Raw genomic sequence first — 20,396 nt, 5'->3', positions numbered from 1 at the left:
AAGACTCATGAAATACCTGATTTTTGTCATGCTGGTCGTATACTGTACCGGGTGCGCTAATACGTCCGTAAAACCTTTAATTTCGCCTGAACAGGCTTTGTCGATTGATTCTCTCCCCGGCCAATGCCCGTTCCTTACGAAGGACGAGAAGGGAAATACCGTCATGAGCTGGGTGCGACTGGTAAATGACAGCACTGCTGCCTTTTGTTATGCAATCTGTAAGGATGGAAAAACATTTGGAGCTCCGGTGGTAATACCCGGCAGCGGCAATATTCAGCCCCATGGCGAAAACATGCCAAAGATCATTTTTAAGCCATCTCACGAAATAATAGCTTTATGGGGTGAGGGTAATGCGAATCCTAAAAACAAGTATTCCGGATTGGTATATTACGTTCAGTCGTTTGATGAAGGAAAAAGCTGGACGGCCCCCAAACCGCTTGTCAGTGATACCGCCGGTTATGATCAGCGTTACTATGACATAGCGCTATTGCCCAACGGCGAAGCGGGTATTGTTTGGCTCGATAACCGGAAAACAATAACCAGGGAAGGGTCGGCCCTGTTTTTTGCCACCACCCAGGGTAGCCATGGTTTTGATAATGCCCGGTTGATCAGTCAGCCTTGTTGCCCATGCTGCCGTACCGATCTTTTTGTTGATAAAAAAGGAAGTGTGCATGTGTTGTATCGGGGCATTATTGACGATAGCATTCGCGATATGGTGCATATGGTATCGACTAATGCCGGAAATACATTTACTGCGCCTGAAAGGATCAGTAATGATAACTGGGTGTTGAATGGTTGTCCGCATACCGGGCCTGCCATGACAGAGAATGCCGACGGATTGCATTTCTCCTGGTTTACCGGCGGAAAAATAAAGGGCTGTTTTTATACAAGATCAACTGATAACGGCCATAGCTTTGTGCAACATGACAGTGTAAGTGCGCAAGGCTCGCATCCCCAACTGGCTTCCTTAAGCAATGGAACGGTGGTAATTGTTTGGGACGAATCGAAAGTGGCCAACAGTACCGTAAGTAAAAAAATAGGCCTGCAGGTAAGGGATAAAGACGGAAAAAGTGAAGGGTTCAGTTTTTTGACCGCCGATAGCTCGGCTGCCAGTTTCCCGGTATTGTCAACCTTGAACGACCATCAATCAATAGTTGCTTATACATTAAATAATGGTGATAAACCATATGTGACCTATCAATTGGTTACTATAAATTAAAACAATCTGATGAAATGTAATTTATTTGCCGCGTTATTATTAATGGTATTGTTTTCCTGCAACAACAACGAACATGCAAATGCTGTAGACACCACACAAAAAGATTCAGTAACTGTGATTACCCGAAACCAGGGTTTTGATGGAATTGAATATGCCAGTAAAATGGACCTGGCTTGTGGAATGATGTTGTCTGCAGGCATTCAGGATACCACGTTATATAAAGGTAAAATTTATGGCTTTTGTTCTAAAGATTGTAAAAGCGATTTCCTAAAAACTCCGGAAGCTTTCTTGTCATCTAAATACCGACATTAAAATGAGATTAAAGACAATGCTCATTTCTTGAGTGAGTTGATTGACATAAAGCAATTTTTGTAACTGATTCGAATGATTATGCCCAAACTGACCAACGTCAATTAAAAAATATCTTAATTTTAGAAAAAGAATGTTAACTTAAACCGCGTTAACCAAGCATTAACCAAACCATTTTCATGCCCTTTTATTGGGCCGGTTAACGTTCATCCCTGACTAAAAAAAGATCCATCTACAAACTTCCTGTTTAAAGCCATCATGGTAATAATTTCCTGTTAAAAGCCATCATGAAATTATAGTAAGACGAGCGCAGGTAAAAAATCGCATGCGGCCTTTTTCCTGTTAGCTTCCTTATTATAATAACATCCTACTCTGTCTGTGTCCCTTTTTTCAATTTTATTATGTTATTACACCAGTATTGGGGAACCACATATTGGCCGAGTAGTGGCATGTGAAACGGCATGTGATTATCCATCTACTTAAAATAAGGATTATGAACATTCTTGGGATCAATTTTTATTATCATGACTCTACGGCCTGTATTGTGTCAGATGGTCGTCTAGTTGTTGCGATCGAGGAAGAACGTATTACCCGGAAAAAGCACACCACCGAATTTCCCATTCATTCCATTAAAAAATGCATGGAGGTGGCTGGTTTAACACCTGCAGATATTGATCATGTTACGGTGTCTGTAGATCCAGGTCTGGATCTTGGGAAGAAGGTCTTTTATGCCATGCGGCACCTGATGCGAAGCAGCAAATTCATTTCGCAGGAACTGGTGATCAATTCGTATTGGAAACGCAAGCGTTTGTCAAGGTGGTACCAGACCTTTTTCAAAGATGGCCACAAACCGCCGGTCCATTATGTTCCGCATCACCTCTCGCATGTGGTGGGTACCTTTTTGATCTCTCCTTATGAGAGCGCAGCGCTGCTGTCTGTAGATGGTTCGGGCGAATGGGCCACCACCTTTATGGGCAAGGCAAAAGATTGCAGCTATACTTTTTTCAGACAGGACAATTTTCCTATGTCACTGGGCTCCGTGTATGAAGCCGCCACCCAATTCACTGGTTTCATTCCTAACTATGACGAGGGAAAAACAATGGGGCTTGCACCTTTAGGTAATCCGCAAAAGTTTTACGACAAAGTCTCAAAGATATTTTGGATCAACGACGATCTCTCCATCGGCGTTGATCTTAGTTATTTCAGGTACCAGTATTATGCTTCGGTGCGGTACAGTTCGAAATTCATCGAAGATTTTGGGCCACCCCGGAATAATGACAAACGTGCCAAATTTGAACAATATCACCTGGATGTTGCTGCTGCCTTTCAACTTCACCTGGAAGAATGCATGCTTAAGCTTGCCCGTGGGTTGTACAAAAAGACCGGCGAGGATTACCTGGTAATTTCCGGCGGGGTTGCGCTCAACAGCGTGGCCAATGGACGGCTTGTTCGGGAAAGTGGGTTTAAAGATATTTACCTGATGCCCGCAGCCGGGGATAATGGTACGGCAATAGGTGCTGCTTATTACCTGTACAATTGCGTATTAAAGAACAAGCGCGGTTTTGTACATCTTGACCCTTATGTAGGTACCAGTTACAGCAACAAGGATATTGAAACCGTTCTTGGTATTTGTAAACTGAACGCAACTTATTATGACAATGTGGAAGAAAGGACGGCTGAAATTCTCAATGAGGGTAAGATCGTAGGGTGGTTCCAGGGTGGCATGGAGATCGGGCCACGGTCGCTGGGTAACCGGAGTATACTCGCCAATCCAACCCTCAAGCACATGAAGGATAAAGTAAATGCAGAAGTAAAACACCGGGAAGCATTTCGACCCTTTGCGCCTTCCTGTCCTATTGAGGACGTTCCAAAATATTTTGAACAGCATGTTGCTGACCCCTTTATGCTGAAGGTATGTGATGTATTGCCCGACAAGCGGTTCGCAGTTCCGGCTATTACGCATGTGGATGGAACGGCCCGTTTGCAAACCATCCACCCGGAAACGAATCTCAGGTTTCATACCCTGCTAAAAGAGTTTGAGAAACTGAGTGGTGTTCCGGTGTTGCTCAACACCAGTTTTAACGTGATGGGGGAACCGATCGTGGAATCACCGTATGATGCTATTCGATGTTTCTTTACAACAGGATTGGATGTGTTGGTTCTCGGGAACTATATTATTGAAAAATATTAGCGGGATATATTGAATTCCGACACCAGAAGGCCGTTCAAGGGCCCATGACCTGAAAGCCCCCGTAAAATTTATTTACGGGGCTTTTTGTTGCCGGGGTAATTTGCACAGCTTAATTTACCACACAACAAGCAGCGATCATTTCTGATGCGATCTTTGTGAGCCCATTCATGTCATTTGCCTTTACAATGTATTTTAAGGCGCCGGTTTGCAGACATTTCTTCTGGTAAGTAGATGAATTGGATGTGCTCCACACTATTTTAGGCACATGTTGCAAGTGGGGGAGGTGAGCCAGTTTCTCCAGCACTTCCAATCCCGATACCACGGGCATATTATAGTCGAGAATGATCAAGCACGGCGGTTCTTTTTCCATGCTGAATAAATACTCCATTACCTGCATTCCATTGTAGAATTGCTTTACCTGGATGGAAGGTTCGAGTTTGTTTATCTCTTCGGTTAAAAGGTCCTGATCGTCTACATCGTCATCGACCAGTAAGATTATCGCCTGATCTTTACACATATAAGCACGTTTGAAACCAGTATTTTTTTAGTATGGTGCAAAACTAATTTAAATCAGTAAATGATACTTGTCTTGAAAGATCGTTTTTTTTTATTTCTAACAAATATTTTAAAAATTAGCATAAAAGCCCCGCCAACCTTCCTCTATTTGGGGAGATTGGCAGGGCTTTCATTTGCAGCTAACAACTATTTGTTATTGCCTTGTTGTTCGGAGGGGAGCACAACCTGCTACCCCTGCATCATTGCCACCATATTGTCCAGGGCATCTGTTGCATGCAATAGGGCGGTGTTTTCCAGGGTAACCCGGGTGATCTCCATGGCGCGTAGCCGCATTTGTTTTTCATAAACTTCAATAGCTGTTTGCAGATCGGGATATTCATCGCTTGTTAGGCAGTCCGCCAACTCAAAAGCATCCTGCATAGCCATATTTACACCTTCACCGGCATAGGGAGGCATCCGATGCGCGGCATCACCCAGCATGGTCAGGTTGGGGTGTGCAGGCCAGGTCTGGTCCAGCGGATAATGGTATTGTGGACGGGGAATGAAATACAACTCATCGCTGGCGAACAATTCCTGCCACACCGGGTCCCAGGTGCCAAATGCGCTCATAAACCAGGTGCGCACAGCATCCCTGCTGGTGAAATCAATACCGCTCTCCCGCATCCAGGTTTCGGGCACTTTGCAACCTGTATAAAATGACAGACAGCCATCGCCTTTGGCGCTGAGAATAAGCGATTGTTCGTCACCAAACGCAAATACCTTTCCGCCTTTGACCAGGTCATTCAACGCAGGTGCGTGTTTGGCGGCATGGTATAGGTTGCCTTCCACGATTGTAACACCAGAATAAACAGGTTGTATAGAAGTGAGGTAGGGCCGGATGCTGCTATTCGCCCCATCTGCAGCAATCACTACATCCGCATAGGCTGATTGGCCGTTCCTGAAATGCAATACCCAGCCTTCCTGGTGTTTATCCATGGAAACAAACTGACTGTCCCACACAATGGTACCCGGTTTCAATGATCCCATCAATATCTTGCGAAGCGGCCCTCTGTCTATTTCAGGTCTGTCCTCTGCATAAGCCGTTTCGGCTGTATGGTCATCGAGCATTATTACCGCGTGTTTGTCAACAAGCCGTAATTTACCCGCATCAGGCCGATGGTGGGAATAGAATGCATCGATCAGACCGGCACGACGCAAGGCTTCCAGCCCGGATTCTTCATGCAGGTCCAGCGTGGCGCCTTGCACCCTTGCTTCCTGGTTAACGTCGCGTTCGTATACGGTAACCTGTGCTCCTTTTATTTGTAACAACCTGGCTGTTGAAAGGCCACCCGGGCCGCCACCCACTATGGCTACCTGTTTGTTTTGTAATAACATCCTGACTTTGTTTTGTCACACAAAGTTATTGCCCGTCAAGGGTGGAGAATTGTATAAATCGGCCGTTCGGGTTCTGGTTTAGTACTTTGGGCGAAACGCCTGCCAGTTTTTTGACGGCTTTTATAAAATGTGATTGATCGGCGAAGCCTTCTTCCGGAAACAACTTGCCTTCCTTCAATTGCGGAAAGGCTGCCCTGAAACGCAGGATGTCGCAATAGGCTTTCATAGAAAGCCCAAACTGTTGATTGAAGTAGCGGTTTATCTGCCGGCTGCTCCAGTATACCTGTTGTGATACCTCGTTGATGTGTACATTGCCCTGTGCTTCATAGATCCTATTAAACAGGTCCATTTTTCGGGTATCTGTTTCCGCGGGCAGTTTTGATTGTATGAGCTGCGAAGCCTTGCGGCAGAAATGATCAAAATGTTGGAGGTCCGCTTCCATAAAACCCCAAAAACCGGGTGGCAGTGTTTGGGCCGTATTCAGCAGGTTCGCCATAGGTTCCCCAAAAATATATTCTACAGCGGGTAATTTGAAGCTGATCGCGTAGGTGGTGCTGTTGGGTGCGATCACCGCCTGATCTGGCTGGCTGCCTATTCCCATTAAAGTGAGGCGAAAGGGTTCTGTAGACGACCGGGACAGGAACAGATCGATGCGTCCATCAGGCAGTATCACCACGGTCTTCTCCTGGTGCGACTGGTTGTGCAATAACCAGAAGCTGTCTACATACTCGCGCAACAACGGGTCGGGTGTATTTATTTGATACTGGAGGTCAGCCATGGTTTTTCTGGTTCATGATCCAATAGTTAAAGTTACCCTTTTTTAGGAGGGTATAAACCATCGGGCCGCAGCTTTTTGAAATACCTGGTGATCGGGATCGTTGTCTGCAGCGCAGGCGATAATGCCATCGGGGCGTATCAGTACGGCGCTTAGCCCTAATTGTTCTTTTGCTTTGGCGGTAATATAGTTGAGGGGAGAACCAAATACATCTGCCAGTTTTTTAAGAGAATCGTTACTGCCAAGATCAAGCAGTATGGCCCTGCCATCGTGCATGAGTTCCCCAATTGTTGTGCCATCTTCGAATTCAAAATTGGGAACGGAGTGCCCTGTTAGCGGGTGATCGCCACCGAGATGGTAGTGCGTGAAAATGCCCCACACTCTTGCCGCAAAATAAGTGGCGCCATCGCGGGTATTTATAAGATCACGCATGATTGCATTCAGCGCACGGGCAGCCGGGTTAGGTCTCATGATGGCAACCTGGGCGCGTGACCAATCCAGTACCTGTGCTCCAATAGGGTGTCTTTCGGTCTGATAACTGTCCAGCAAACCTTCCGGTGCTTTATTATGAATGGTGGCCGCGAGCTTCCAACCCAGGTTCATGGCATCGCCCATTCCAAGGTTAAGCCCCTGACCGCCCAATGGCGAATGAATGTGTGCGGCATCGCCGGCTAATAAAACCCGGCCCTTGCGGTAGTTGGTGGCCTGACGGGCCCTGTCGGTCCAGGTGGTGCCCATATGCAGTGCACTGATAGTAACATCGGTGTTCGAGACGCGCCGCAATACCGCCTGCACGTGTTCCTGCGTAAGGGGCATTTCTGAATGATGGAATGCACCGCCATCAAAATCCTGGATCAGCAGATAACCTGGTTGTGATTGCAGGTACATACCTGTTGCGGTCATGGTACGGCCCGGACTGAGTTTCTCCCCATCCACCAGGTCAACCTTTGCCGTATAACCGGTGAATTCAGGTTCGGTACCCGCGAATTCAAACCCACCCGCTTTACGCACCACACTCCGGCTGCCATCGCAACCTACGAGCCATTTACTTGTAAATGACTGGTCATTTGACAGCACCGTTACCTCTTCGGCGGTTTGATGAAACCCGGTAATGGCAACCCCGCGTTTGATCGTTACGCCAAGGGATGTTGCCCTACGGGTCAGCACGGTCTCCAACTCGGCCATTTCGGAAATTAAACTGTTGTCGGTAGCACCTGGCAAACGATGTGTCCATGCTGAGGTATCAATATCACCTTCTTGAAAGGGAATGCCCGCAAAATGTCCTGCCTGGCGGCGAGCTCCCTTCTGGGCGTTTTGGTGCGGGTTTTTAAGGTGTTTGTGTACTTCCAGTTCGGGTAGCAGACCCCGGCGGTAAAGGGCTTCAATGGTAGGGGCGGAGAGACCCCGGATGCCGAAAGGTAAAAACTTCAGGGGCGAATTTGGCTGCTCCGCTTTTTCCAGTATTAGAACGGAACAATTGGCCAGGGCCAGTTCACAGGCGAGGAACAAGCCTACGGGCCCGGCGCCGGCAATGATCACATCATGAACAGGAGGATCTTGTGTAGCTTTCATATAGAGAATGATTGAGCCACAAAATTCCGGAATGTACAGTCGCCAGTCTTGTACAAATGCGACAAAATAGTGCTTACTACTTGTTAGTCCGGTTTTGCCTGCGCGCGAAGAGGGCCGGTGTAGTGCCGGTATAACGTTTGAATTCCCGGCTTAGGTGAGATTGATCGGTATACCCCAGTTCATGGGCCAGGCCGGCAATATTGATTTTTGGGGAATGCCATAACTGGTTTCGTACCTGTTCAAAACGCATAAGCCCTGACACGTCTTTAACACTGTGGCCCGCAAAGAACTTGAATTTTCTTTCCAGGGTGCGCACGGTAGTATGCGCGGCTGCCGCAACCTGGCTTACCGGAATGGTGCCGTTTGCTTCCTGCAGGGCAGCACCCGCCTTAAATAGCATGGCATCAACTGCGATCTGCGACCGGGCCTGCAGTAAATATTGTATAAGATGAGACAGCGCTTCTTCAATATGGCCAGCCTGCATACAGGTATTCAACCTGGGTTGAAGCCGGACGATGGGATGCTCAAATACGCGTACCCCGTCTTTACCAGCCGGGAGTCCCAGTAAATTGAATACGGTCCAGGGAAAACACCTGATACCAATGATCTCCAACTTGTTTTTTGTGTAAAAAGTAACCGGCTGATTGAGCAGTCCGGTCATAAACGGGGAGGGCAGCGGTTGCAGGGTCCCATTGTAAACAAAACTGCAGGCGCTTCCGAAATGAAAAATAATTTCAGCATAGCCATCCGGCACTACCTCAAAACCCGAGAGCAGTTCCCCGAAATCTTTTCGGGTGTACCAAAAGCATTTTATGGTATCACGAAGTGTTGGTGGCGCTTCAAATTCCTGGTGCTGCATCGGGCACAAGGTAAATAAAATGCTAAACCGGTTCACATGGAAATTGAAAATATAAGCTTAAGGGGCTGATTTCAAATAAAGTAACTGTAAAACAGGCGTGTAACCGATTTCAAACGATAAAATAAAGCTGGTTGCCACGAATAAACGTTAACTTAGGTATGTAAATTTTGAGCCTCGCATTAGTAGTATTAATCAAATTGCTGGTTCTGCACTTTCATTAGTCTTACTTGTTGCCTTTCTCAGAGATATTTTTAATTTTTTCAATCGTGAGCAATGAACATTTATGTTTCAAATTTAGGTTTCAACGTACAGGATGAAGATCTGAAAGATTTTTTTGCACCTTATGGCGAAATCACTTCGGCAAAGATCATCACAGACCGGGAAACCGGAAGATCGCGTGGTTTTGGTTTTGTTGAAATGCCTGATGACACCGCTGCCCGGAAAGCAATTGCAGAACTTGACCAGGCCATGGTGGAAGGCAGGGCCATAAAGGTGGTAGAAGCAAGACCTAAGGAAGACAGACCTGCCCGTAAAAATTTTTCGCCCCGCAATGATAGAGGAGGTGGTGGTTATAACAAGAACAGGTGGTAAGGGATTCTCTTGATTTGAATCGCGGATTTATTGTTGTATAGAAACATATTGAACCCCTTTGGATAGGTACCAGATGTAGCCTTCTGTATGCCACCACTTAAAATTGGTTTAATTGACCTTGTAAGTAAAGGCCCTGCCAACACTTTATGGGCTAAGATCATGCATGCTAATCTGGCCAGTATTATGCCTCAGGTAATTGCTACCTGGTGCGAACAGGAGGGGCATGACGTGACATTGATCTGTTATACCGGCTATGAAGACCTTACCAGGGAACTTCCAAAAGATGTAAGCCTGGTATTTATCAGCACATTTACCCAGGCTTCCCTGCTGGCTTATGCGTTGAGTAATTATTATCGCAGCCAGGGGGCAGTAACGGTCTTGGGCGGGCCGCATGCCCGATGTTACCCCGATGATGCGGCGCTGTACTTTGATTATGTGTTGGGTTTTACCAGCCGGTCTACCATCACAGAGATCTTACACAACTGCGTACCACATCGACCAGTGGGAATACAATTGAGTGCCGGTAAACAGCCGGCTAATTTTTGCGGTGTAGAGGAACGCTGGAAATTTATAGCGCCTACGCTAAAAAAGGCGCCTTTTCTTCAGATAGTACCTATGCTTGGCAGTGTGGGTTGTCCTTATACCTGCCCTTTCTGTATCGACTCAACGGTTCCTTACCAGCCATTGGATTTTAAAACCATACAATCAGATCTCCGGTTTTTACGTACCAAATATAAAAAGCCCTGGGTAGCCTTTCATGATCCGAATTTTGGTGTTCGGTTTGAAGAGAACATGGATGCCATTGCTGCGGCTGGTCCGCCTAAAAGCTTTCGATTTATTGCGGAGAGCAGTTTATCAATTCTTACAGAGAAGCACCTGCAGCTTTTACAACAGAATGGTTTTATTGCCGTGTTGCCAGGTATTGAGTCCTGGTATGACCTGGGAAATAAATCAAAAGCATCCCATATTACCGGAATGGAAAAGGTTAACCAGGTATCTGCACACGTTAACACCATATTTCGTTATGTACCCTATGTACAAACGAATTTTGTGCTGGGGCTCGACAGTGATGCCGGCACCGAACCATTTGAGTTGACCAAACGGTTTATAGATCAGGCCCCGAATGCATTCCCGGGTTTTTCCCTGCTTACCGCTTTTGGTGAGGCTGCCCCCATGAACCTGGAATATCAAAAACAAGGGCGGGTACTTCCATTCCCGTTTCATTTTCTCAACAATCACCTGGCTATGAATATTAAACCCAAAAATTACGATTGGGTAGATTTTTACGATAAGGTGATCGATGTTACTGACTATGCATTTTCTGCCAAGGCATTGTATCGCCGCTTTATACATACACATGGCACCACTACCCGGTGGATGAATTTAATGCGGGCCATTTCTTCAGAGGGCTGGGGCCGTTTAAAATTTTACCGGCAAATACGCCAACATCTTGTTCATGACCGAAATTTCAGAAAATATTTTGAAGGAGAAACTCAGCAATTACCTGCCTTTTATCATGAGATCATAAAAAAAGACCTGGGCATCTGGTGGCAATGGTTACCGGCGAACGCCCTTTCACACGATGCCAATGCCTATTTTCATAAGTCAATGAATGGGCATGCTTGAAAATACCAATATTGATCAGGATCACCTGCGATCATAAGTATCCTCATGCATTCCCGGCGATCCAGGAAATAACTTTATAGCAAATTGTTTGCTATGAAAGGATTGATCATTTATAGAAGCAGATATGGGGCAACCAGACAGTATGCCCATTGGCTGGGTGAGGAGCTACAATTACCGCTCCGCCAGCCGGAAGAAATTTCTTCAGAAGACATTGCCAACTGTGATTTTGTTATTATTGGAAGCTCGGTATATGTTGGCAAGCTGTTGATCAGGAAATGGTTGGCAAAACAGATGCCTATCTTACAAAATAAAAAGATATTCCTTTTTATTGTTTGTGGTACGCCACCTGAAGAGCAGGAAAAATTGAATGTGATCCTGAAGAATAACAGTCAATTGTCATTATTAAAACAAGCCACCATTTATTTTTTGCATGGTAGAATGCTGCTCAAAGGGCTTCACTGGTTAGACAGGTTTGGGCTTAAACTGGGCGCCAGCCTGGTAAAGGACCCTAAAGTAAAAAAGGAAATGGTGACCGACTTTGATGATGTTAGAAAGGAACACATTATTCCATTGGTGAAGGAGGTGGAAGCATTTGTTTGCCAGGAAAAAGTTCTGGCCTGATCTCAAATAACACCAGCCATTATTATGATTAACATCAGGTTCATGTGTATAACTGATATAAAAGTGGAAGAATTCTCTTAAATTTAAACGAATTGGGAACAGCCTTGATTTGTCCAGCATTCCGGATCAGTTGAATTACAATCTGCCAGGAAACAATTGAGGTATGCATTATTTCAGGTCTTTTTTTCTTGTCCTGCTTCTTTCGGTGGTTTTATTATTTATAAGACTGGGGGCGGTTACCATCTTCCAGGTTGCAGAAGCCCGTAACTGTGAGGTGCCTGTTGAAATGCTGGACAGGCATGATTATCTAGTGCCGTATTTTAATGGCATGCTGCGCACTGATAAACCTCCGCTGCACTATTACGCCATGTTACTGGCTTATCGCATCGGTGGTGTTTCAGAAGCGAGTGCCCGGTTCTTTTCTGCTATATGTGGTGTGCTGGTTATATTAGCCACCTGGCTTTTTGCACGAAAATATGCCGGTGTACAAGCCGCCTGGTGGAGCAGCGCGGTCTTGTTAGGATCTGTACACACCATATTCCAGTTCCGGCTGGCTACTCCGGATCCTTATTTAATCGCCTGTCATGTTTTGTCCTTGTATTGTTTTTGGGAAGGCTACCACGCTCAAAGAAAAATTTTCCTGTGGGGGATGTATGCTTTGCTGGGGCTCGCCATGCTGTCCAAAGGGCCGGTAGGGGTGGCGTTGCCGCTTGTCACGATTGTGTTATACTTGTTGTTGCAAAAAGAATGGTTGTTAAAAAACTGGCGCAGGCTATACCCCATAACCGGATTTTTTATTACTGCCGGCATAACTATACCCTGGTTTTACCTGGTGCATATACACACTCAGGGCGCCTGGACGGAAGGCTTTTTTATCCAGCATAACATCAACAGATTTAAAGACCCGATGGATGGTCACAAGGGCCCTTTTATTTTAACCTGGACTTTTGTTATTATGGGTTTGTTCCCATTTTCGATCTTTTTAATAAGGAGTGCAGGCTGGGCCTGGAAACAACGTAAAAGCAGCCACTGGTTATTCTTCAATCTGGTAGCGGCAGCCGTGATCATTCTGACCTATTCTGTATCGGCAACCAAACTGCTTAATTACACAACTCCTTCTTATCCCTTCCTGGCAATGATCATCGGTCCTTTTATCTTTCATGCTATAGCGCAAAAGCCTGGTACAAAACGTTTGTGGCCCGAATGGATAACACTCGCCATCCTTACTGTTGCGCTGGCTCCCGCCATGTATTTTTGGATGCATTCGGAAAAGGGGTTACAGTCTATAGCGCCGTTAAGTATTTTGCTGATCGTATTGCCCGTTGCTGTGTTGGCGGCCATTTATTTTTATAAGCAATGGCGTGTTCAGCTGGCTTTTAATATAACGGCTGCAGGGGCCATTGCCGTAACCGGGATCTTCTTTACTTTCTTGTTTCCCGCATTGGATAAGCAGGGCTCGGTGTACCAAATGAAACACCTGGTACAAACCAATAGACCCGTTATTGCCTATCACAATTTCAACGATGCTTTTACTTTTTATCACCAACAGCCCATTGTTGTATTGAATGCGACTGATTCCATTATGGAATACCTGAAAAAGCATCCAGACGCCCTTGTGCTGGAACGATCTTCAGCACCGGCCCTACCCGAAAGTATACCCCAGCTGTTTATGACAGCCAGCGGTAAAGACCTCTTTAGCCGCCAACATTCCTTTATTTATCAACTGAAAAACAAATAAAAAATAACAGATGAAAAGGGTACTGGTCTCTGTGGTGATTGCATTGTATAATGAAGCAGACAACATCCCGATCCTGATAGAAAAATCTGCTGCAGCCCTGCAACCTCTTGACTACGAACTGATCCTTGTTGATGATGGATCTACTGACGGGTCCGCTGCTATAATAAAGAAACACCTGCAGGCTGATATGAAGCTGATCGTGTTGATGAAGAATTATGGACAGTCGGCCGCCATGGCCGCTGGCATCAATGTAGCGCGGGGCGAGTTCATTGCTACTATGGATGCCGATCTGCAAAACGACCCAACAGATATCCCGGTTATGCTGGCGAAATTGAGGGCGGAAGATCATGAACTGGTAGCGGGCATCAGGGCAAACCGACAAGATAACTGGCTAAGAAAAGTGCCCAGCCGTATTGCCAATAAGATCATCAGATCAACCACTGGTGTTACGCTGCATGATTATGGATGCACCCTGAAGGTATTCCGGCAGGAGATAGCGAAATCCTTGGGCCTCTACGGCGATATGCATCGTTTTATTCCCGTATTGGCTGCCATCCAGGGTGCCAGAATGAGTGAAATGCCGGTGAAACATCACCCGCGCATTCATGGCAAGTCTAAATATGGAATAGGCCGTACAACCAAAGTGTTAAGCGATCTGTTGCTGATCCTGTTCATACAGAAATATTTTCAACGCCCCATGCATTTATTTGGCCCCATTGGACTGCTATTATTTTTTTCAGGTGTTATTATCAATGGGTATTTGCTGGTGGATAAAATGCTGGGTGCAGAGATCGGCGGCAGGCCATTGCTTATTCTGGGGGTGATCTTATTGCTGGCAGGACTGCAATTAATATTATTTGGGTTTGTAGCCGAAATAATGATGCGGACCTATTATGAATCGCAAAATAAAAAAGCCTTCCGGATCAGATCGGTTACTGAATATCACAACGAACCGTAATGAAGAAATGGTTGCTTCTTTTGATCAAATGTATGGTGGCTATTGTAGCGATCTTCCTTGCTTTGCGTCATGTAAACAGTAATGAACTAAAGCATCTCCGCTGGAACGTTGCCGTTATCTGGCTATTGCCGGCCATCCTGTTCTTTAATGCTTCCCAGTTTGTTAGTGCTTACCGGTTGTTACAGTATTATAACAAATTGCAGGAAGGAGGGTTGTCGTACAGAGATAACCTGGAATTATATTATACGGGGATGTTCTACAACCTATTCCTTCCTGGTGGGGTGGGTGGGGATGTATACAAAGTGATCATTTTAAAAAATCGGGGCATTGCCTGGGCACCGGCGGCCAAAGCTACTTTACTTGACAGGGTCACCGGTTTGCTGGTACTGCTTTCTATTATGGTAGTGCTCCTGAATTTTGTTACGCTTGCTTTGCCTGCAGGGCTCATTGGAATAGTTTCATTGGCAATCATTCCCGGTTTTCTACTCTATTGGTTTATTGTAAAGCGATTTTTCCCGCCATTTGGCAGCGTTATAAGTAAAGCAATTGTATTGTCAATGGCGGTACAATGTCTGCAACTGGTTGCCTTTTTTTGCCTGCTTCATTTTTTGCAGCCAGCCCCCATAGCTTATAAGGAATATGCAGTAATATTTTTTTCAGGTGCTGTGGTGGCAGCACTGCCAATAAGTATCGGTGGCATCGGTACCCGTGAATTAGCCATGACAACGGGTGCGCTGTATCTTCATGTTTCGGCTACCATAGCCGTTACGGCCAGCCTGCTTTTTTACCTCATTACCGCCATTAGCGCTGTTGTAGGTTGGTGGATGCAAAAGGGCCAGCGGGGTAAACCGGTCGTTTAGATCAGTTTTTTAGCAATAGCCCCAATAAAGCCGCAACCACTATGATGACAGGCTCCTGCACTTTTTTGAATTTTAAAAGCACCAGGAGGGTAACTAAAGCGATGATCGCAGATGTAAGATCGGATATTTGACGTTTGCCCAATACCAGAACAGCGCCGGCAATAGCGCCTATAGCCGCTGCGGTAACGCCATCAACAAACGCTTTAATAGCGGCATGTTTGCCATATTTCTTAAAATAGGGAGCTGGAATAATGGTAAAAAGATAACAAGGTAAAAACGTAGCAAGGGCCGCCACACAGGCACCGGGAAATCCTGCAACCAGGTAACCTATAAAGCCTACAGTAATTACCACAGGGCCCGGCGTGATCATGGCCACTGCCACCGCATCTAAAAACTGTTGGTCATTTAACCAATGGTATTCTTTTACCACGCCGCCATATAAAAAGGGAACAATGGCCAGTCCGCTGCCAAATACAAAAGCCCCTGCTTTGAAAAAGAACCAGCCTATTTGTAATACTTTTTCATTCCCGGTAACACTGGTTGTTATTTGTAAGATGATCGGAGAAATAAAAAGTGCGCGGGTCTTTGTTCGGGCAGATGTGCTGTACAGCCAGGTAACCACTCCACTTGCCAGTATTAACCATAAAATTTCTTTTTCAGTAATGAAAGTGGCAGTAGCCACTACCACAGCGATCCCCCAGAGTAACCAATTCCTGCCCAGACTTTTTTTAGACAGTTTGTAACTGCTAATTGCAATGATGCCAATTACTGCTGCCCCTATACCATAAAAAACAGCCTGCATCCAGGGCAGCCCTCCCGCTTTTACATAGGCATATCCAATGGCCAGGACCATTAAAAAAGAAGGCAAAACAAAAGCAAGCCCAACAAGCGTTGCGCCAATAATTCTATAATGAACATAGCCCAGGTATATGGATAGCTGCGCTGCCAGTGGGCCAGGCGCTAATTGGGCAAGTGCCAACCCCTCTTTATAATCCTCTTCCGTGATCCATTTGCGTTTTTCAACCAGGTCACGGTGCATATAACCTACCAATGCTACAGGGCCGCCAAAGCCTATAGTGCCTAGCTTTAAAAAGTATAAGGCAAGTTCTTTCAACTTATACGGGGCTTTCATTAGTTATGTTTTAATATTCCAGGTTAAAAAACAATCCCAAACTGGATGCCAATAGTTAACGAAGCAGGCAGGTCGTTACCAAACCGTACAGGAACAGGAACGGCCACAAAATAGCTGCAGCCCTGGCTTTTCTTTACTATCTTATTTATTACTGGCGTAAGACCATACCTTCCTGAGGTTTCAAAAGCAGCCCGGGTTGCCAGGGTAAAACCCTTACCTAATCCAAACAAGGCTCCGGGATGAAATAGGAAATTACTCATCTTACTGGTGCCATTGGCAGCTTTTATCAGCGGTACAAACTCCATAGAAAAACCTATTTTGGCCGTTTTCCAGATATTGATACCTGTAGGCATCCCAATTACATACGCTCCATCGAAATTATAATGTGGTTCATCGCTGCTATACGTTACCAATGGGTGAAGGATCCCTACGTACGCATTTATTTTAGGATAGGTTACGGGTTGCTGCGCTGCTCCCCATTCAGGTAGTAAGGCTGATAATAAAAAAATAAGAATAAATGCCTTCTTAAAAGTTTCTTTGTTGCCGGTTGGTTTTTGATTGTCCATTAAATTGATCGGGTATAGTGTAGCGCAATGTTACCCAATTGCAATTCGATGGAATAGAACAAAAATTACCAACTGGTATAAAAATTACTTTTTTCGGTTCTTTTTCCGGTAATCAGACGGGCTCAGACCGGTTTGCTTCTTAAAGATCCGCGTAAAATGGCTTTGATCGGAAAAGCCGGTCAGATAAGCTATTTCTGTAAGCGAATGGGTAGTCGATGCCATTAATTCCATTGCCTTTTCAATTCGCTGTTTACGAATGTATTCACCAAAGGATAGGTTGTTGAAGTGTTTAGAAAACTCGCGTGACAAATAAGAAGGGTTAATGGAAAGATCTTTGGATAGTTCTTTTAAGCTGAGATTGGTATCAATATGGTCCTGTATAAGGTCTTTAAGCTCCTGTGCCCAGGCCGGTATTTTTTTACCGGTTCCTTTTTTGTCTTTTAGAAATTTATTGAATACATCCAGTAATAAGTTTTCAAATGGCTGCCCGGTATGCTTTTCTTTTTGCAGGTATTTTGCCCAGCTGTATAAAGCATCATAAATAAACAGGCCCTTTTCCAACAGTTCCTGATCATCTTTATGATTATAAGCCAGTCCGGCGGAGATAGCCCATAAACCGGCTGCCTGCGCGGCTAACTCATGGTGATCCGTATCGGCACCACGTACAATGGGGGCCATTGCATATACAGCCTCATCTTTAATATTATGCTTTTTTATCAGGTAGTCAAAAGTGCATTCATCACCATAGTGAGTATATTCCACCCCTGGAATATCAAAAGGGATAGCGTTGAGTTGTTCGGCTTTGCTCAATACGTCATTAAAAGGAACATAGATGATCGTTGCCACCGGGTCAATAAAACGCCGGATCAACCAGGGACAGGCCAGGCGGTCAATTTTGGGGTGTTCACGGGTGATCCATTTCATAAAGTACTGTAAATTACGCTTCTTTCGGGATTTCCTCTTCAATCTCCTTCAGAAACCTGACCTTTAAGTGATCATACAGCGAATGGCGGTCGATAAGAAATGAGACCAGACTGGCCAACAGACCGGCCAGCATCAGGTAAAAGATCACGTTATGACGATCGGTCATTTCCAGTACCAGAATGGCTGAGGTAAATGGGGTTCTTGTTACGCCTGTTAAAAACGCAACCATTCCTACAAGAATAAGCAGGTTACTATCTGTTAAAGAAAGGTGTAATAAACCTGCTATCCAGGAGCCAAAGGAAGCGCCGATACTTAATGATGGAGCAAACACGCCGCCGGCGGCCCCAGAAGTAAATGACAGGATGAGTCCACCAATTCGAACAAAAGGGAGGTACCAGGGTACATACTTATCAGTGGTGAACAAAGTGCCTGTCATAACGCTTTTACCAGATCCTATAGCATCAGGATTGATAAAAATGCCAACCAGTGCAATCAATAAACCGCCAATAATGAGATAGAAAATGGTTTGATATTTCTTTTTAAAGCGAGCTTTCCAGCTCATTATGGATAAGAGCACTTTAGAAATGCCGCTTCCAAAAAGACCGGCTACGATCGCTGTTAGTATTACCCATACAAAAACAATGGATGACAGGTGGGTTACATCGGGATAACCCAAATATAGATAAGGTCCAAGTAAAGCCTGTGCGGTTAACCCAGCCACAATGATCGCGGTAAAAAGGGCTGTTTTAAAATAACTGATATGGGTTTTTGACAATTCTTCCACCGCAAAAACAATTCCGCCTAACGGGGTATTGAAAGCTGCCGCTAACCCCGCAGCAGCACCCGTTATGATCATATTTTTTTTTGAGATCTTTGGCCACCAGGCAGGCAAAGATTTATTGATGGTCCTGAAGACGGAACCGGCAATTTGTATGGTGGGGCCTTCCCGCCCGATGACAGCACCGCCAAATACCATTATCAAGCTCGATACGATCTTTACAACAATTATTTTAACGCTTAATAGCCGGTCTATTTTGTTATGCTCCTTTGGCGTTGCCAATTGAATGGAAGCCATGATCTGTGGAATGCCACTGCCTCGTGCAAAGGTGGCAAAACGCTGAACAGTCCACCAGCCAAAAATGAAACAAATGGGAGTAATTACTAAAAGGCTCCATTTGTAATTATGTAAAAGGAAAATATTCGCTTCTTCTACCCAGGAAAATAATTGGGCGTACAATACGGCCAGTAAACCTGCAATAAGCGAGGCCGTCCAATAAGGCAGCCCCTGCATGAAATTCAGCTTTACCCTTTCACTTTTCAGTTTGGCGACAATGCTTTTTAGTTTATTGCGGAAGATGGCGATCATAAATAATTGAAGTTGTTCTGCTAAAATTCCCCGCAAAGATACCTATTCAGTAATACCTCGCAACAACGACAACAGTTGGAAAGATTAGAAAGGGATTAGAGGATGCGGATTTGTTGCCCCACTTATGGTATAATATTTTCAGCCTTCTCCAGTTAAAACGAATTGTATGGACCACGAAATGAATATGCAGCTGGTAAATCTATTGTCGAATTGCATTGCTGAATGTAATCACTGTGCAAGCGCCTGTCTGGAGGAAGCGGATGTTAAGGATCTTACCAAGTGCATTAAGCTTGATCTTGATTGCGCAGATATCTGTAACCTGCTTATGGGGTTTTTAGCACGCGGATCGCAACATGCCGAGCATGTGATGGGTGAATGCGCTGAGATCTGCCAAAAGTGTGCAGCCGAATGCGAAAAACATGCAGCCATGGAACATTGCCGAACCTGTGCCGAGGCGTGCAGGCGATGTGCAGAGGCGTGTATGCAAATGGCCCATACATAAAGCGGATTGCTGAACGACCTAACAGGGACATAACAGGAACCTCACAGGGACTTTGTCACTGTAAGGTCTGAGTCAGTTCCTTGTTTGGACGTTAAATATGCACAATAGTCTCTTCCTGATATAGAGCAATCTGGTAGAAGGTTATATGTATGGGAGGCCCGATAACTCAGTATTCGGGTAACTAAAGCGGGTTCTTCCATTTATGGATCAACCGCATTGGGTATTTTTATTTCCATGAGTTATCCAAATCGAATTTTCCTCATTGATGATGATGAGGACGATGGGTTCGTTTTTAATGAAGCGCTTAACAGCCTTCCTCATCAGTTTGAATTGCTGTATTACCAGGACAGTGAACAAGCGCTTGCCAGACTTTCAGATAATGCGTTTAGCCCACCAGATATAATGTTTATAGACTGGAACATGCCAAAGTTAAGTGGCAATCATTGTTTGCAGTCAATTCGAAAACTGCCGGGTTATGATGCCGTACCCATTATTATTTATAGCACCTCCAATCATGAGCAACTGCAGGCAGAAGCCCGTCAGTTAGGCGCTTCTCATTTTCTCGCCAAACCATCAACGCTAAAAGAGCTTGTAATAAAGCTGGAAGCTATTCTGAATAAGCAGAAAGGAAATAATTGATGTGCTACATGCAAAAGCCCCGACCAATAAGTCGAGGCTTTGTGAATTTATTGAGTTT

At 45.2% G+C, this 20,396-nt stretch carries 20 protein-coding genes; 11 read left to right on the top strand and 9 right to left on the bottom strand.

All coding sequences use genetic code 11. The features are described 5' to 3' along the window. The first annotated feature begins 7 nt into the window (after positions 1 to 7). The 3 genes from J7I42_RS16790 to J7I42_RS16780 all read left to right on the top strand — a co-directional run bounded on the left by J7I42_RS16790 (position 8) and on the right by J7I42_RS16780 (position 3,719). Entirely contained in the window at positions 8 to 1,219 is a 1,212-nt protein-coding gene (locus J7I42_RS16790; protein WP_209139999.1) for a sialidase family protein, read from the top strand. Between the two features lie 9 nt (positions 1,220 to 1,228). After that, entirely contained in the window at positions 1,229 to 1,531 is a 303-nt protein-coding gene (locus J7I42_RS16785) for a YHS domain-containing protein (protein ID WP_209139998.1), read from the top strand. A 490-nt stretch (positions 1,532 to 2,021) separates the two neighbouring features. Beyond that, positions 2,022 to 3,719 carry a carbamoyltransferase family protein gene (locus tag J7I42_RS16780; RefSeq protein WP_209139997.1) on the top strand — a complete coding sequence of 566 codons (1,698 nt, stop codon included), beginning with the start codon at positions 2,022 to 2,024 and terminating at the stop codon, positions 3,717 to 3,719. 109 nt (positions 3,720 to 3,828) lie between these two features. Here the strand turns inward: J7I42_RS16780 and J7I42_RS16775 are convergent, their stop codons facing one another. The 5 genes from J7I42_RS16775 to J7I42_RS16755 form a co-directional block, all read right to left on the bottom strand. Further along, positions 3,829 to 4,236 carry a response regulator gene (locus J7I42_RS16775; protein WP_209139996.1) on the bottom strand — a complete coding sequence of 136 codons (408 nt, stop codon included), beginning with the start codon at positions 4,234 to 4,236 and terminating at the stop codon, positions 3,829 to 3,831. A gap of 227 nt (positions 4,237 to 4,463) precedes the next feature. Beyond that, positions 4,464 to 5,609: an FAD-dependent oxidoreductase gene (locus tag J7I42_RS16770; RefSeq protein WP_209139995.1), complete on the bottom strand. Its 1,146-nt coding sequence runs from the start codon at positions 5,607 to 5,609 to the stop codon at positions 4,464 to 4,466. A 25-nt stretch (positions 5,610 to 5,634) separates the two neighbouring features. Continuing rightward, positions 5,635 to 6,387 (bottom strand): helix-turn-helix domain-containing protein, encoded by a 753-nt coding sequence (locus J7I42_RS16765; RefSeq protein ID WP_209139994.1) that lies wholly within the window; start codon positions 6,385 to 6,387, stop codon positions 5,635 to 5,637. A 42-nt stretch (positions 6,388 to 6,429) separates the two neighbouring features. Beyond that, on the bottom strand, positions 6,430 to 7,956 hold the full coding sequence (locus tag J7I42_RS16760) for an FAD-dependent monooxygenase (protein WP_209139993.1): 1,527 nt from the start codon (positions 7,954 to 7,956) through the stop codon (positions 6,430 to 6,432). Between the two features lie 76 nt (positions 7,957 to 8,032). Continuing rightward, entirely contained in the window at positions 8,033 to 8,815 is a 783-nt protein-coding gene (locus J7I42_RS16755) for a helix-turn-helix domain-containing protein (protein WP_209139992.1), read from the bottom strand. Between the two features lie 273 nt (positions 8,816 to 9,088). Between J7I42_RS16755 and J7I42_RS16750 the strand changes: the two genes are divergently transcribed. The 6 genes from J7I42_RS16750 (at position 9,089) to J7I42_RS16725 (ending at position 15,209) form a co-directional block, all read left to right on the top strand. Next, complete coding sequence (locus J7I42_RS16750; RefSeq protein ID WP_209139991.1) at positions 9,089 to 9,406, top strand: RNA recognition motif domain-containing protein; 318 nt, start codon at positions 9,089 to 9,091, stop codon at positions 9,404 to 9,406. Between the two features lie 87 nt (positions 9,407 to 9,493). Then, on the top strand, positions 9,494 to 11,032 hold the full coding sequence (locus J7I42_RS16745; RefSeq protein WP_209139990.1) for a B12-binding domain-containing radical SAM protein: 1,539 nt from the start codon (positions 9,494 to 9,496) through the stop codon (positions 11,030 to 11,032). 93 nt (positions 11,033 to 11,125) lie between these two features. Continuing rightward, the gene (locus J7I42_RS16740) at positions 11,126 to 11,653 is read left to right on the top strand and encodes a flavodoxin domain-containing protein (RefSeq protein ID WP_209139989.1); all 528 of its coding nucleotides are present in this window, start codon (positions 11,126 to 11,128) and stop codon (positions 11,651 to 11,653) included. Positions 11,654 to 11,816: 163 nt separating this feature from the next. Beyond that, on the top strand, positions 11,817 to 13,391 hold the full coding sequence (locus J7I42_RS16735) for an ArnT family glycosyltransferase (RefSeq protein WP_209139988.1): 1,575 nt from the start codon (positions 11,817 to 11,819) through the stop codon (positions 13,389 to 13,391). A 10-nt stretch (positions 13,392 to 13,401) separates the two neighbouring features. Next, positions 13,402 to 14,349 carry a glycosyltransferase family 2 protein gene (locus J7I42_RS16730; RefSeq protein WP_209139987.1) on the top strand — a complete coding sequence of 316 codons (948 nt, stop codon included), beginning with the start codon at positions 13,402 to 13,404 and terminating at the stop codon, positions 14,347 to 14,349. Continuing rightward, a complete protein-coding gene (locus tag J7I42_RS16725) occupies positions 14,349 to 15,209 on the top strand; it encodes a lysylphosphatidylglycerol synthase transmembrane domain-containing protein (RefSeq protein WP_209139986.1) in 861 nt (286 codons plus the stop codon). The genes J7I42_RS16730 and J7I42_RS16725 overlap by 1 nt, the downstream gene beginning before the upstream one ends. A 1-nt stretch (position 15,210) precedes the next feature. Here the strand turns inward: J7I42_RS16725 and J7I42_RS16720 are convergent, their stop codons facing one another. The 4 genes from J7I42_RS16720 to J7I42_RS16705 all read right to left on the bottom strand — a co-directional run bounded on the left by J7I42_RS16720 (position 15,211) and on the right by J7I42_RS16705 (position 19,197). Further along, the gene (locus tag J7I42_RS16720; RefSeq protein WP_209139985.1) at positions 15,211 to 16,341 is read right to left on the bottom strand and encodes a chromate transporter; all 1,131 of its coding nucleotides are present in this window, start codon (positions 16,339 to 16,341) and stop codon (positions 15,211 to 15,213) included. Positions 16,342 to 16,364: 23 nt separating this feature from the next. Then, positions 16,365 to 16,907, bottom strand: coding sequence for a hypothetical protein (locus J7I42_RS16715; RefSeq protein WP_209139984.1), 543 nt, complete (start codon positions 16,905 to 16,907; stop codon positions 16,365 to 16,367). A gap of 84 nt (positions 16,908 to 16,991) precedes the next feature. Then, the gene (locus J7I42_RS16710; protein ID WP_209139983.1) at positions 16,992 to 17,831 is read right to left on the bottom strand and encodes a chromate resistance protein ChrB domain-containing protein; all 840 of its coding nucleotides are present in this window, start codon (positions 17,829 to 17,831) and stop codon (positions 16,992 to 16,994) included. 13 nt (positions 17,832 to 17,844) lie between these two features. After that, positions 17,845 to 19,197, bottom strand: coding sequence for a chloride channel protein (locus tag J7I42_RS16705; protein WP_209139982.1), 1,353 nt, complete (start codon positions 19,195 to 19,197; stop codon positions 17,845 to 17,847). Between the two features lie 166 nt (positions 19,198 to 19,363). On the opposite strand from J7I42_RS16705, the gene J7I42_RS16700 reads away from it, so the two are divergent. Then, positions 19,364 to 19,699 carry a four-helix bundle copper-binding protein gene (locus J7I42_RS16700; RefSeq protein ID WP_209139981.1) on the top strand — a complete coding sequence of 112 codons (336 nt, stop codon included), beginning with the start codon at positions 19,364 to 19,366 and terminating at the stop codon, positions 19,697 to 19,699. Positions 19,700 to 19,933: 234 nt separating this feature from the next. Further along, positions 19,934 to 20,338 (top strand): response regulator, encoded by a 405-nt coding sequence (locus J7I42_RS16695; RefSeq protein WP_209139980.1) that lies wholly within the window; start codon positions 19,934 to 19,936, stop codon positions 20,336 to 20,338. Positions 20,339 to 20,396 lie beyond the last annotated feature (58 nt).

This window comes from Niastella soli (assembly GCF_017742245.1).
Classification (GTDB): domain Bacteria; phylum Bacteroidota; class Bacteroidia; order Chitinophagales; family Chitinophagaceae; genus Niastella; species Niastella soli.
This window is presented reverse-complemented; position numbering and strand designations above follow the sequence as displayed.